Genomic DNA, 13,918 nt, shown 5'->3' on the forward strand with positions numbered 1-13,918 from the left:
CGGAGAGGTGCCCGTGCCGAAGACGAAGCCCGTCCTCCTCGTCGTTCTCGACGGCTGGGGGATCCGCGCAGCGCGCGAGGCGAACGCGATCGCGATCGCCGGAACCCCGAACATGGACGCGCTCCAGCGCGAGTTCCCGCACGCCGCCCTGGAGACGAGCGGCCTGTCGGTCGGCCTGCCCGAGGGGCAGATGGGCAACTCCGAGGTGGGCCACACCAACCTCGGCGCCGGGCGGATCGTCTACCAGGACCTGGTCCGCATCAACCGCGCCGTCGAGGACGGCAGCTTCTACAAGAACGACGCGCTGCTGCTCGCCTGCCGCCGCGCGCGCGAGGCCGGCGGCGCGCTGCACCTGCTCGGCCTGGTGTCCGACGGCGGCGTCCACAGCCACGTGGAGCACCTCCACGCCTGCCTGGAGCTGGCCCGGCGGGAGGGCGTGGCCCGCGCGTACGTCCACGCGTTCATGGACGGCCGCGACACGCCGCCGAAGTCCGGGCTCGACTACCTCGCCGCGGTGGAGCGGCGGCTCGCGGCCACCGGCTACGGCAAGGTGGCCACCGTCACCGGCCGCTACTGGGCCATGGACCGCGACAAGCGCTGGGACCGCGTGGCGCAGGCCTACGCGGCCCTCGTCTCGGGCGAGGGCTTCAAGGCCGCGTCCGGCACCGCCGCGATGGAGGCGGCGTACGCGCGCGGCGAGACCGACGAGTTCGTGAAGCCCACCGTGGTCGTGAACGGCGACGGGAAGCCGGTGGGCGCGATCCGGGACGGCGACGCCATCCTGTTCTTCAACTTCCGCGCCGACCGCGCCCGCGAGATCACCCGCGCGTTCACGCAGGAGGGCTTCCACGACTTCGAGCGCAAGGCCGTGCCCCGGCTCTCGGCGTACGTGTGCATGACCCAGTACGACGAGACGTTCACGCTGCCGGTCGCGTACGCCCCCCAGGACCTCACCGAGATCTTCCCGGAGATCGTCGCGCGCGCCGGGCTGCGGCAGCTCCGCACCGCCGAGACCGAGAAGTACGCGCACGTGACGTTCTTCTTCAACGGCGGCCGCGAGACCGTGTACCAGAACGAGGATCGCATCCTCGTGCCGAGCCCGCGCGACGTGAAGACGTACGACGAGAAGCCGGAGATGAGCGCGCGCGAGGTCACCGACAAGCTGGTCCAGGCGCTCGGCACCGGCCAGTACGGCTTCACGCTCGTGAACTACGCCAACCCGGACATGGTCGGCCACACCGGCCTGCTCGACGCGGCGGTGAAGGCGGTGCGGGTGGTGGACGAGTGCGTGGGCCGGCTCTGGCAGGCGGCCCGCAAGCAGGGCATGGCCATGCTCGTCACCGCCGACCACGGCAACTGCGAGCTGATGACCGACCCGGTGACCGGCCAGCCGCACACCGCGCACACGCTCAACCCGGTGCCGTTCATCCTCGCCGATCCGGATCTCCGCGGTGCGAAGCTCCGCGAGAAGGGCGTGCTCGCCGACGTGGCCCCCACCGCGCTGCAGGTGATGGGGCTCCCGCAGCCGAAGGAGATGAAGGGCCTCGGCCTCGTGATCCGCTAGCGCCCACGCGCCGTCCGGTGAGCCCGGGCGGCGCCGCGGCGCGCCCGTTGCCTTCACCCGGAGAGAACCCAGGATGCTCCGCGCCGCCGTCCGCGCCCTGCTCGACCTCGTCTACCCGCCCCGCTGCGCCGCCTGCGGCGAGCCGGTGACCGAGGAGCCGTTCTGCGACGTGTGCGCCGGCGCGCTGGAGCCGGTCCCGCCGGGCTGCGACCGCTGCGGCGCGCCCGGGCCGGGGCCGGCCTGCGGCGCGTGCCTGGCCGCCCCGCCCGCGTTCGACGCGGTCCGGGCCGGCGGGCTGTTCGGCGGGCCGCTCGCCGACGCGGTGCACGCGCTGAAGTACGGCGGCCGGCCCGACCTCGCGCGGCCGCTCGGCGCCTGGCTCGCGGCGCGCATCTCGCTCCCGCCCGGCGCCGCGGTGGTGTCGGTCCCGCTCGGCCGCGCCCGCCGCATCGAGCGCGGCTACGACCAGGCGGCGCTGCTCGCCGACGCGCTGGCGCGCGCCGCCGGCGCCCGGGGCCGCCGCCTGCGCGGGGCGCTCCGCCGCGCCCGCGAGACGGCGCCGCAGGTGGGCCTGGGGCGCGCCGAGCGCGCCCGCAACGTGGAGGGCGCGTTCCTGGCCGGCCCGGCGGTGGCCGGCCGCGACCTGGTGCTGGTGGACGACGTCGTCACCACGGGCGCGACCGCGGACGCGGCGGCGCGCGCGCTGCGGGCGGCGGGCGCCCGCTCGGTGACGGTGGTGGCGCTCGCCCGGGCGGAGTGAGCGCCCCGGCCCCCGAAGCTGCGGACCGGCGGCGGAACCGGGGTTACACTCGCTGCCCGAATGCTCGCACGCCTCGCCGCCCTGCTCGCGCTCTGCCTCGCCTCGACGGGGTCCGCCCGCGCGCTGTCGCCGCTCCCGCCGCCCACCGGCCTCGACCCCGAGGCGGAGCGCGCCGCCGCGGCGGTGGCGGCGCTCGACCGCGAGCGGCGCGGGCCCCGCGGCCTCGCCGCCCTGGCCGAGCTGGACGCGCTCGCCGACGACCTGCCCGAGCTCGCCCACCTCGCCGCCGCCTACGCCCGGGCCGCCGACGATCGCGAGGCGCACCCGGAGGTCCGCGCGCTGGCGCGCTTCCGGCTCGCCGAGGTGGAGCGCGCCCGCGGCAACCTGCAGAAGGAGGCGGCCAGCCTGCAGCGGCTCGGCTTCGTCGGGCGCTGGCGGGTGCTCGGGCCGTTCGACGACGAGGGCAAGCGCGGGCTGGCCGAGGCGTTCCCGCCCGAGAAGGCCGTGGACCTCGCCGCCCGGTACCCGGGCAAGGTGCGCGAGGTGGCCTGGCGTGCGCTGCCGGAGGACGCGGTGGTGGACGGGTTCGTCCACCTGGGCGCGGCGCTGCGCCCGGCCCGCGAGGTGGTGGCGTACGCGCTCGCCGAGGTCGAGGCGCCGCGCGACCTCGACGCCAGGCTCTGGCTGGGCGCGAGCGGGGCGGCGCGGATCTGGGTGAACGGCGCGGTGGTGCTCACCGACGCGGACTACCACCCGGCCCGGCTCGACCAGCGCGGGGTCGTGGTGACGCTCCGGCGCGGCGCGAACCGGATCCTGGTGAAGCTCTGCCACCAGGACGGCCGCATGGGCTTCTACCTCCGGCTCGCCGACGCGCGCGGCGAGGGGCTGGAGCTGGCGGCCGCGGATCCGCGGGGCGCCGCGCTCCAGGAGGTCCCCGCGCCCGGGCCGGCGGCGCCGGTGCCGCCCGCGGTGGCGGCGCTGGAGCAGCGGGTGAAGGCCGCCCGCGGCCCGCGCGCCGAGGCGGAGGCCCGGCTCGAGCTGGCGCGGGTGCTGGCGGCGCGGCAGGGCGGGGACGTGCAGGAGCGGCGGGCGGCGGCCGAGGCGCGCCGCGCGGCGCTGCTCGCGCCGGGCTGGGTGGAGGCGCAGCTCGAGGCGGCGGCGCTGGAAGAGGACCACGGACGCCGGCGGCAGCGCATCGAGGCGGCGCTCGCGGTGGCGCCGGAGGATCCGCGGGCGCTGCGGGCGCTCGGGCAGGAGGAGCTGGATCAGGGCCGCCCGCAGGCGGCGGCCCGGCTGCTCGAACGCGCGGTGCGGGCCGCGCCGGGCTGGGCGGCGCCGCGCGTGGAGCTCGCCGAGGCGCTCTCCCGGGCCGGCCTGGAGGCGCGCGGCGCGCTGCTCGCGGAGGCGACCGCGTCCGCGTTCGCCACGGTGCCCTCCGCGGTGCGGGCCGCGGCGCGGTCGGCGCGGCGCCTGGGCCGCACCGAGGAGGCGTCGGCGCGCAGCCGCACGCTCGTCGCGCTCCGGTTCGACGACGCGCAGACGCGCGCCGCGCTGGCGCAGATCCTGGCAGATCGCGGCGACGTGGCCGGCGCGCGGGCGCTGCTCGAGGAGGCGCTGCGCCTCGATCCCTCCGACGTGTACCAGCGGCTGCGGCTCGGCGACCTGCTCGCGGCGAGCGGGCGCGGGGAGGAGGCGGAGCGCGCCTACGCCGCGGCGCTCGCCCTCGCGCCGGACGAGCCGGACGCGTGGGAGCGGCGCGGCCGCGCGCGGCTCTCGCAGGGCCGGGTGAAGGACGCGCAGGCCGACCTGCAGCGCGCGCTGGAGCTCCGGCCGCAGAGCCCGGAGCTGAAGCTCCTGGTGCGGAGCCTCGAGCCGGCGCGCGAGCCGTTCGAGCGCCCCTACCTGCTCGACGCGCGCGCGCTCGCCGCGGCCGCCCCGGCGCCCGAGCCGGACGAGGACGCGCTGGTGCTGGGCGAGCTGAAGGTCACGCGGGTGCTGCCCTCGGGCCTCTCCTCCACCTACACCCAGACCGTGGTGAAGGTGCTGACGCCCCGCGGGGCCGATCAGGCGCGCCGGCAGACCGTGTCCTGGTCGCCGGACCGGCAGGAGGTGCGGGTGGAGCGCGCGCGCATCCTGAAGCCGGACGGGACCGTGATCGAGGCGCACGACGAGTCCGAGCGGAGCGCGAGCGAGCCCTGGTACCGGCTCTACTACGACCTGACCGCGCGCACGCTCTCGTTCCCGGCGCTCGCGCCCGGCGACGTGCTGGAGGTGGCCTGGCGGCTCGAGGACGTGGCCGGGGAGAACCTGCTCTCCGACTACTTCGGCGATCTCACCTTCGTGGACGACACCACCCGCAAGGCGCGCTTCGAGTACGTGCTGCTCGTGCCGGCCGCGCGCGCCATCCACGCGAACGCGCCCGCCGGGATCGCGCACGCGCAGCGCACGCTGCCCGGCGAGGTGGTCGAGCACCGCTGGTCCGCCCGGGACCTGCCCCGCGTCGTGCCCGAGCCGGGCATGCCGGGCTGGAGCGAGGTGTCGCGCCACGTCCACGTCTCCACGTACGCGAGCTGGGACCAGGTGGCCCGCTTCTACTGGGGGCTGGTGAAGGACGCGGTGCGCCCCACCCCGGAGGTGCGGGCCGAGGCGGAGCGGATCGCGGCCGAGGTGCTGCGGGCGCGGCGCGGCGAGGGCACGCGCGTGGCGCGCGCGCAGGCCGCGGCGAGCGCGCTGCCGCCGCCCGGCGGCTGGGACCTCGAGACGCAGCGCGCGCTCACCCGCGCCGTCTACGACTTCGTGGTCTCGCAGACCCGCTACGTGGGCCTGGAGTTCGGCATCCACGGCTACAAGCCGTACCGGGTGGACCAGGTGCTGCAGCGCCGCTTCGGCGACTGCAAGGACAAGGCGAGCCTGCTGCGCGCCATGCTGGAGTCGATCGGGATCGACGCGCGCCTGGTGCTGCTGCGCATGCGCCGGCTCGGCCGGCTTCCCGAGGCGCCCGCGTCGCTGGCGGTGTTCAACCACGCCATCGTGTACGTGCCGGCGCTCGACCTGTGGCTGGACGGCACCGCCGCCTACTCCGGCTCCGGCGACCTGCCCGGCGAGGACCGCGGCGCCACCGTGCTGGTGGTGAACCCGGACGGCAAGCCGCGCTTCGCCACCGTGCCGGAGGCGCTCCCCGAGCAGAACCGCGGCGAGACCCGCTTCGACGTGGCGCTCGCCGCCGACGGCTCCGCGGCGGTCCGCGGGGCCTGGCGCGTCACCGGCGCGGAGGCGCCCACCTACCGCCGCGCCTACCTGGTGGAGGAGCAGCGGCGCGCCCAGCTCGAGCAGAGCTTCAACCGCAGCTTCCCCGGCGTGCGCGTCGCCTCCGTGACCGCCTCCGACCTCACCCGCCTGGAGGACGACGTCACCATGCAGTTCGCGCTGGAGGTCCCCCGCTTCGCCCGGCCCGACGGCGCCGGCCTGCGCTTCTCGCCGTTCGGCGCGGCGCGCGGCTGGGGCGAGAGCTGGGCCGCGCTCTCCTCGCGGCGGCACGACCTCGACCTGGGCAGCCCCACCGAGACGGTGTTCACGTACCGTCACACCCTGCCCGCCGGCTGGCGGATCGCCGAGCTGCCCGACGGCGACGCGGCGAGGACCCCCTACGCCAGCTTCGAGGTCCGCTACCGCCGCGACGGCGCGGCGCTCGTGGCGGAGGCGCGCGTCCGGCTGGAGAAGGGGCGCATCCCGGCCCGCGACTACCCCGCCTTCCGCGAGCTGACCTCGCGCATCGACCGCGCCTTCGCGCGCAAGGTGCGCATCGTCCCGGCCGAGGAGGCGGCGCGATGAGCCGCGCCGTGCGCCGGGCCGCGCCGCGGTTCACGGGGGTCGCCGCGCTCGCGGCGCTCGCGCTCGCCTGCGCCGGACCGCGCGCCGAGCAGGCCGAGCCCGGGCGCGCCACGCGCGAGGGCCTGGCAGCGCTGGAGCAGAACGACGTGACCCGCGCCGAGGCGCGGCTCGGGCCGGCCTCGCGCGTCCGCGACCCGTGGGCGCGGTTCGGCGCGTCGCTGCTCGCGCGGCGGGCGCTCGACGGCGAGGCCGAGGTGCAGCGGCTGCTCGCGGCGGTGGAGGCCGGGCCGGACGAGCCCATCGCGCTCGTGGCCCTGCGCAGGCTCTCGGAGCTGGCCGAGCGCGGCCCGGCGCTGGCGGCGCAGGTGGACGCGGGCGTGCTGCGGCTCGGGGCGGGCGGCCGCCTGCGCGGGCTCGCCGCCTACCGGGCGCGGGTGGCGCGGGTGACCGCGGCGGAGGTGCTCGGCGATCACGAGGCCGCCGCCCAGGCCCGGCGCGAGAACGGCGCCGTCCCGGTCTGGTCGATCGCCGGGCCGTTCGCGGCCCACCACGCGCTCGACTTCGGCGCGCCCATCCCGCCCGACCGCGGCGAGCTGCCGGTCTCGGTGCCCGGCCGCGCCGGCGGGCCCGCGGTGCCGACCCGCGCGCTCCCAGCGCCCGACGGCACCGTCGCGCTCGACGGCGAGCCGTCGGGCGGGGACCTGTTCGCGCTCGCGACCGACGTGGACCTGGCCCGCGGCGGCCGCTACCTCGTGACGCTCGGGACGCAGCTCTCGGCCCGCCTCGTCGTGGACGGCGCGCTGGTGCACGAGCGGCGCGCGTTCGCAGCCTGGCTCCCGGGGCTGGTGCACCTGCCGGTGGAGCTCGCGCGCGGCCGGCACCGCGTGGTGCTGGAGGTGACCCGCGGCGCGCCGAGCACGGGGATCCACCTGGCCTTCGCGCGCGCCGACGGCGCCGCCTCCGACGCCCGCTTCGCCGCGCCGGCGCCGGGCGCGCCGCCCGCGCCCGCCGCGGCGCGGTCCCGCGCCGAGCCGGCGCTGACCCCGCGGGCGCTGGCGCTCGCGCTCGAGCCGGACGTCGGGGCGGCCACCGCGCGCCTGCTGGCGGCCCGGGACGCCATGGTGAACGACCGCGAGGCGGCCAAGGTGCTGCTCGGTGAGGCGCTGGCCCTGCGCCCCGAGGCGGCGGCGCTCCGCGCGGCGCGGGCGGACGCCGCGGTCGACGACCCGAGCCTCGACGAGCAGGTGGCGCGGGCGCGCGCCGAGGCCGACCTGCGCGAGGCGCTGCGGCTCGACCCGGGCGACGCCGAGGCGCGGGTGGAGCTCGCGGCCCTGCTGCGCGGCGCCGAGCGCCACGACGACGCCGAGGCGGTGCTGGCCGGCCTGGCCCCCGAGGCGGCCGCCCGGCCGGCTGGGATCGCCGCCCGGGCGCGCGCGGCCCAGGCCCGCGGGCTGCTGGAGCGCGCCGAGGGGCTCGCCGCCGAGGCGCTCCGCTCGGCGGGGAGCTGCGACGCGGCCGACCTCGCCTACGAGCTGGCGGTCCGGCGCGGCGCCGCCGCCCGCGAGGACGAGGCCATGGCGGTGCTCTCGCGCTGCCGGGGCGGCCGCGAGCGCCTGGCGGGCCACCTCAGGCGGCGCGGCGATCCGGTGGCGGAGCGGGCCGCGCTCGACCCGGTGGTGCGCGCCCGGCCCTGGGCGGTCGAGCCGGGGCTGACCCGCGCCGGCGCGCTCGTCGCCTCGGGGGAGACGCGCCGCGCCGTCGCGGCGCTGGAGGCGATCGCGGCGATCTGGCCGCGAGACGCGCGCGTGCAGCGGCGGCTCGCCGACGCGCGCGAGCTGTCCGGGGACGCGCCCGGCGCCCGCGCCGCGCGCGAGCGGGCGCTGGCGCTCGATCCGGGCGACCTGCAGCTCCGGCGGGCGCTCGCGCTGGAGGACGGGACCGAGGTGCTCGCCGACGTGGCGGCGGACCCGCGCGCGGCCATCCGCGCGTACGAGGCTGCCGGCCGGCGCAACGGCGCGTCCACCGTGATGGTGCTCGACGCCGCCTACGTCGACGTCCACCCGGGCGGCGCCGCCACCGAGCGCACGCAGCAGATCGTCCACGTGCTCGACCAGCAGGGCGTGGAGCAGTTCGGCGAGGTGACCGTGCCGGCCGGCGCGGACGTGCTCGCGCTCCGCACCATCAAGCCCGACGGCACCACGCTGGAGCCGGAGCGGGCCGGGAGCGCCAAGGGATCGGTCTCGCTGGCCGGGCTCGCGCCGGGCGACTACGTGGAGCTCGACTACGTCCGCGCGGCGCAGTCGCCGCCCGGCCTCGAGGGCTACGTCGCCGATCCCTTCTACTTCCAGGTGCCAGGGAGCCGGCTGTTCCGGTCGCTGTACGTGGTGCGCGCGCCGGCGGGCCTCGGGCTCGAGGCCGACGCGCACGGCATGCCGGCGCCCGTGCCGGTGCGGGACGGCGGGCGCGAGGTGCTCCGGGCCGAGCGGCACGACGTGCCCGCGATCGTCCCGGAGCCGGACGCGCCGGGCGGCGCCGAGTACCTGCCGTTCCTCGCGGTCGGGACCGGCGGCGGGCGCGCGGCGCTGCAGCGCGCGATCGCCGACGCGCTGCCGGAGCGCACCCGCGCCACCGCCGAGCTCCGCGCGTTCGCGCGCGAGATCGCGGCGGGCGGCGGCGGGCCGGCCCAGCTCGCGCGCGCCGCCTACGCCCGGGTGGCGCAGGCGGTGCTCGGGTCGGGCGGCGGGATGGGCGAGGACGCGAGCGTGGCGCTCTCGCGCGGGCGCGGCAGCCGGCTGGCGGTGCTGAAGGCGGTGCTCGCCGAGCTCGGCATGGAGTCGCGCGTGGCGCTGGTGCGGCCGTACAGCGCCGATCCGGCGCCCTACCGCTTCCCGGCGCTCGGCCTCTACGCCGCGCCCCTGCTGCGCGTGCGCGCCGGGGGCGCGACCTACTGGCTCGACCCGACCGCCCGGCACGCGCCGTTCGGCGCGTTCCCGGCGGTGCTGGCCGGCTGCGAGGCGCTCGTGCTGCCCGAGCCGGGCGAGGCGCCGGAGGTGGACCGGACGCCGGAGAGCCCGCTGGTGGAGGAGGGCCGGGAGACCACCGCCCGGCTGGTGCTCGCCGCCGACGGGTCCGCCGAGGCGAGCGGCACCGATCGCTACCTCGGCTACGGCGGCGCGGAGCTGAAGGCCGCGCTCGAGCGCCTCGACGCCGCGCAGCGGCGCCAGGCGGTGGAGGGGATGCTGGGGCGGGTGCTGCGCGGCGTGACCGTCACCGAGGTCGCGTTCGCGGGCGAGGACGATCCCGCGGCGCCGCTCGAGATCCGCTGGAAGGCGCGCGTGCCGGAGCTGGCGCGGGCGGTGGAGGGCGGGCTGGTGCTGGACCAGCCGCTCTTCCCGGCGCGCCTCGGGGCGCGGCTGGTGGGCGTCGCGGCCCGCCGGACGCCGCTCCTCCTGCCCACGCCGGAGCGGCAGGTCCAGCGGATCGAGGTGGTGCCGCCGCGCGGCCTGGCGGTCACCGCCGACGCGCCCCGCACCGCGTCGTCGCCCTCGGGCAGCTTCACGCGGACGGAGCGGCTGGACGGCGGCGCGCTGGTCCGCGAGGAGCGCCTGGAGCTGCGCCGCGGGCGCATCGCGCCGGAGCACTACGCCGAGCTGGCTGCGTTCGCGGCCGCGGTGGACCAGGCGCAGGAGCGGCCGCTGCTCCTCGCGCGCTGACCCACGCCGGTGCATACCCGGGGTCGGGGTCCACCCTGGGGCAGCAGCGCCACGATTCGCGTGATCTCGCGCAGATCCGCGGCGTGGCCGCGGGGCGCGTGCGGCACGCGCGCTGCATTTCCAGCGGGCGTGCTTCATCGGGTCCGTCCTCCCGAGGAACGCCCGGCGGCAGCTCCCCCCGCTCGCCGCCGCGCCGTCACCTCGCGAGCCCGCGATCCGCGCCCGCCCACGCGCCGTCGCCCCCCCGACGTGCAGCGAACCGCGGCGCGGATCGCGATCCGGACCGGAGCACACCGGAGGGCGCCCGCTTTCCCCGGGCGGGCGCCCTCCGGGCCTCTCTCCCGATCGGCCCGGAGGCGCGCGCTCAGCTGGAGGGCGCCGCCGCGGGCAGCGCGTCCACGAAGCGGACCTCTGCGAACCCGAGGCCGAGGAGCAGCCCGCGGATGGCCCGCTCCGCCGACGCCCGCGCGCGGGCGCGGAGCGCCGCGTCCGCCTGCACCTCGCGCTCGAACGCGGCGCGGGCCAGCTCCAGCAGGCGCGCGGTCTCGGCGGAGTCGAGGTTCGAGCCGATCACCTCCGTCTCACCCGGCCGCAGCGCGATGCGGACCTCGACCGGCGGCAGCGCGATCTCCGCAGTGCGCCCGGTCACCCGCACGCGCGAGGCGTCGAGCCGGGCGAGGTCGAGCCCGAGGTGCGCGTCGGCGAACACGATCGCCTTGCCGTGCGGCGTGCGGAACACGTGGCGCAGCCAGCCGGCCACGTCGCCCCAGAGCGACCCCGCCTCGACCGGCTCGGGCGAGAACGCGACCTTCTTGTAGAGCGTGACGTCGAGCGCCTCGAGCCGCGCCACCTCGCGGATCCGGGTGGCCACGGCGGGCGGATCGGGCAGGGCGGGGGCGCGTCCGAGCCGCAGCGCCAGGCCGAGCCCGGCGCCCGCCGCGAGGCCCAGGACGAGGAGTGCGAGGAGCCGGCGCATCCGCCGATGCTACCGCGGCCGCCGCGCCGACGGTGCGCCGCGCCCCCGCGCGCTGCCGCGCCCACCGGGGCGCACACCGGCGCGCCGCGCCTTCGGGGACGGCGCCCTCGACCTCCGCGCCGCCGCGGAGGGCGCCGCCTTCCGCGCCGGCCGCGGCTTCGACGGCCGCGCGCCCTTCCTGCCCGGGCGCGCACCCGTCCCGGCCCTCGCCTTCGCCTTCGCGGCCTTCGCGGCGGCGCCCCGGGCTCCCCCGGCCTTCGCGCCCGCCCGGCGCGGCGCGCGCGCCTTCGCCGCGCGCGCGGCCTGCGCGCGGACCGCAGCGTCGAGCGCGAGCCGCGCCCACGGGAGCATCGCCTCGGCGTCCTCGTGCGCCTCGTCGGGCGGGCGGTAGTAGCTCGTCTCGTACATGCCGGGGTAGATCCACATCTGGCAGCCCGCCTCGAGGAACCACGGGCGCGTCTCGCCGTCGGTCTTCAGGAACAGCTCGTCGTCGTCGAGCAGCCCGAACATCAGGCCGTCGCAGTACAGGCCCACGCCGCCGAACAGCCGGCGCGCCTGGACGGGACCGAGCGCGGAGAGCAGGTCCACCGCGTGTTCCACGAACGAAGGTGAGATGGGCATGTCGGCGCGCCTCCCGGTTCCGGCGAGCGTACCTCACTCGAACAGCCGCTCCGAGATCGCGCTGTGCAGGTCGAGGCCCCGGCGGGTGAGGACCAGCGCGCCATCCCGCCGCACCGCCAGCCGGTGCCGCACCAGGTCGGCGGCCTCGCGCGCCTGCGCCGGCCCGAGCGCGGCGAGCGGCGCGCCGTCGCGGGTCCGCAGCGCCAGCATGAGCCGCTCGTTCCGGTCGGCGCGCGCGTCGATCCGGTCCTCCTCGGCGGTGGGCAGGCGTCCCGCCTCCACCGCCGCCAGCCAGGCGCCGGCGTCGCGCAGGTTGCCGTAGCGCACCGAGCCCGCCTCCCCGCGCCGGCAGCCGTACGCGCCGGCGCCGAGGCCGAGGTAGCTCTCGTGCCGCCAGTAGAGGCCGTTGTGGACCGACTCGCGGCCGGGCCGGGCGAAGTTGGAGATCTCGTAGCGGCGGAGCCCGAGGCGCCGGAGGGCCGCGCGCAGCGCCGCCGCCTGCGCCAGCGCGTCCTCGTCGGAGGGCAGCGGCAGCCGGCCCTCGCGCCGCATGCGCGCGAGCGGCACCTCCTCGGCCATCACGTCGGGATCGAGCGTGAGCGCGTACGCGGACACGTGCACCGCGCCGGCCTCGACCGCCCGCTCGGCGTCGCGCCGCGCGGTCTCCACGCTCGACCGGCGCGCGCCGTAGATGAGGTCCACGCTGACGTTGCCGAGGGCGGCGGCGGCTTCGCGGATGGCCCGCTCGGCCCGCTCCGGCCCGTGCCGGCGCCCGAGCTTCGCGAGCACCCCCGGGTCGAAGGACTGGACGCCCACCGAGATGCGGTTCACCCCGGCGGCCCGCCACGCCTCGAGCCGGGCCGGGTCGCTGGACTCGGGGTTCACCTCCAGCGTGACCTCGGCGTCCTCGGCGAGGCCGAACCGGTCGCGGACGGCGGCGAGGACGTCGCCGATCTCGTCCGCGTCCCAGAGCGAGGGCGTGCCGCCGCCCAGGTAGACGCTCCGGAGCGAGAGGCCCTCGAACGCGGGCGCGCGCAGCCCGAGCTCCGCCCGCACCGCGCGCGCATACCGGCCGGCGCCGGGCGGGCGCTCGGTGGTGACCGCGAAGTCGCAGTAAGGGCAGCGGTGCGTGCAGTACGGATAGTGCACGTACACGCCGAACGGGCGCGCCATCCCGGGGAGGATAGCGCGGCCGCGCGGGCGGCGCCGCGCCGCCGGTCAGCGCCGGTCGCGCCGGGCCACCTGGAACGGCCCGCGCTCCTCCGCGGAGAGGCCGGCCTGGCGGGCGAGCGCGGCGGGCAGGCGCGGCCCGGCCGAAACGATCATGGCGGCGCGCTCGAGGAGCAGCTTCCGGACGCGCGCGTGGTCGTCGCGCCAGGGCGAGGCGCCCGCGGCGCCGAGCGCCACCGAGAGCTCGCCCTTGCCGGCGAGGTGGGCGAGCACGCCGGGGCCGCGCGCGAGGGCGGCGTCGGAGAGGTCGGCGGCCACGTGCCGGTGGGTGCGCGTCCGGGTGCGAGGGTCGTCGCCCCGGCGCACGAAGGTGAGCTCGGAGCTGGCGAGGGGCGCGCGCCCGCCGCCGAGGTCGGCGCGGCCGAGGTAGCGGAGCGTGCCGTCGGGCTGGACGGTGAAGTAGCGCAGGCCGGTGGGCTCGTACCCTTCGGCCGCGAGCGCGGTCAGGAACAGCGCGAGCTGCACCGGGAACTCGCCGGCCCGGGCGGCGCCGCGGGCCGTCGCGCCCTCGCCGCGCAGCAGCGCCTGCGCGCCGGCGCGCACCGCGGCGAGCCCCTGCCGCAGCCGCTCGGGCGCGAGGCCGGCGAGGACGCGCGGGTCCCCGGCCGGCGCGGCCGAGAACGTGGTGACGTTCTTCAGATCGGGGAACGCGCCGAGCGCGGTGAGGAGGTCGGTGCCGCCGGGCACCACGGCGGTGCTGGGCAGGCCGGCGGGGCGGAGCGGCGCGAGCGCCTCGAGCGCCTTCGCGCGCGGGCCGGCCCGGAACGCCTCGAGCGCCCTCCGCTGCTCGGCGCAGAACGCGCCCACCACCTGCGCGTCGAGGCCGGCGGGCGCCGCGCCGCGGCACGCCACGAGGTCGAACAGCCGCCGGACCTCCGCGCCGAGCTCGGCGGCCGGCTCGACGGCGGCGGCCGCGGGCTCGTCGGGGATCTCGCAGGGCTTCACCGGGACGCACGGCGGCTCGCCGGGCGCGCCGGCGGGCGGCGGGGCGTGCTGCGCGGCGGCGGGGCGGGCGGCCGACAGCGCGAGGGCGGCGGCCGCGCAGGCGAGCGCGCGCGAGGGGCGGACGGTCATGGACCCTCCTCTAGCACGCGTCCCAGGGACGCGCGACGCGGGCGCGGGTGCGTGCCGCGCGGAAGCGCTGGGGCGCTGCACTTTCCGTGTGCGGGCGGCGGACCGCCGAAGGCCCGCGCGGGGGGTTCCCGGTTGTCGACATCGGCGGG

At 78.8% G+C, this 13,918-nt stretch carries 8 protein-coding genes; 4 read left to right on the top strand and 4 right to left on the bottom strand.

Features of this window, described 5'->3' with window-relative positions; genetic code table 11:
- The first annotated feature begins 13 nt into the window (after positions 1–13).
- From gpmI to ANAEK_RS01230, 4 genes are all read left to right on the top strand, one after another.
- Complete coding sequence (gpmI, locus tag ANAEK_RS01215) at positions 14–1,564, top strand: 2,3-bisphosphoglycerate-independent phosphoglycerate mutase (RefSeq protein WP_012524324.1); 1,551 nt, start codon at positions 14–16, stop codon at positions 1,562–1,564.
- 73 nt (positions 1,565–1,637) lie between these two features.
- Positions 1,638–2,324: a ComF family protein gene (locus ANAEK_RS01220; RefSeq protein WP_012524325.1), complete on the top strand. Its 687-nt coding sequence runs from the start codon at positions 1,638–1,640 to the stop codon at positions 2,322–2,324.
- A 60-nt stretch (positions 2,325–2,384) separates the two neighbouring features.
- Positions 2,385–6,155: a DUF3857 domain-containing protein gene (locus ANAEK_RS01225; protein ID WP_012524326.1), complete on the top strand. Its 3,771-nt coding sequence runs from the start codon at positions 2,385–2,387 to the stop codon at positions 6,153–6,155.
- A complete protein-coding gene (locus tag ANAEK_RS01230) occupies positions 6,152–9,868 on the top strand; it encodes a DUF3857 domain-containing protein (RefSeq protein ID WP_012524327.1) in 3,717 nt (1,238 codons plus the stop codon). Before ANAEK_RS01225 ends, ANAEK_RS01230 begins: the two co-directional genes overlap by 4 nt.
- 364 nt (positions 9,869–10,232) lie before the next feature.
- Here the strand turns inward: ANAEK_RS01230 and ANAEK_RS01235 are convergent, their stop codons facing one another.
- From ANAEK_RS01235 to ANAEK_RS01250, 4 genes are read right to left on the bottom strand one after another with little or no spacing between them, the layout of a single operon-like run.
- A complete protein-coding gene (locus tag ANAEK_RS01235; RefSeq protein WP_012524328.1) occupies positions 10,233–10,844 on the bottom strand; it encodes a DUF4230 domain-containing protein in 612 nt (203 codons plus the stop codon).
- Positions 10,845–10,853: 9 nt separating this feature from the next.
- Positions 10,854–11,465: a TfoX/Sxy family protein gene (locus ANAEK_RS01240; protein WP_012524329.1), complete on the bottom strand. Its 612-nt coding sequence runs from the start codon at positions 11,463–11,465 to the stop codon at positions 10,854–10,856.
- Between the two features lie 33 nt (positions 11,466–11,498).
- Positions 11,499–12,638: a radical SAM family heme chaperone HemW gene (gene hemW, locus ANAEK_RS01245; protein WP_012524330.1), complete on the bottom strand. Its 1,140-nt coding sequence runs from the start codon at positions 12,636–12,638 to the stop codon at positions 11,499–11,501.
- 45 nt (positions 12,639–12,683) lie between these two features.
- Positions 12,684–13,769, bottom strand: a complete 1,086-nt coding sequence (locus tag ANAEK_RS01250; RefSeq protein ID WP_012524331.1) for a hypothetical protein — start codon at positions 13,767–13,769, stop codon at positions 12,684–12,686.
- Positions 13,770–13,918 lie beyond the last annotated feature (149 nt).

This window comes from Anaeromyxobacter sp. K (assembly GCF_000020805.1).
GTDB lineage: Bacteria > Myxococcota > Myxococcia > Myxococcales > Anaeromyxobacteraceae > Anaeromyxobacter > Anaeromyxobacter dehalogenans.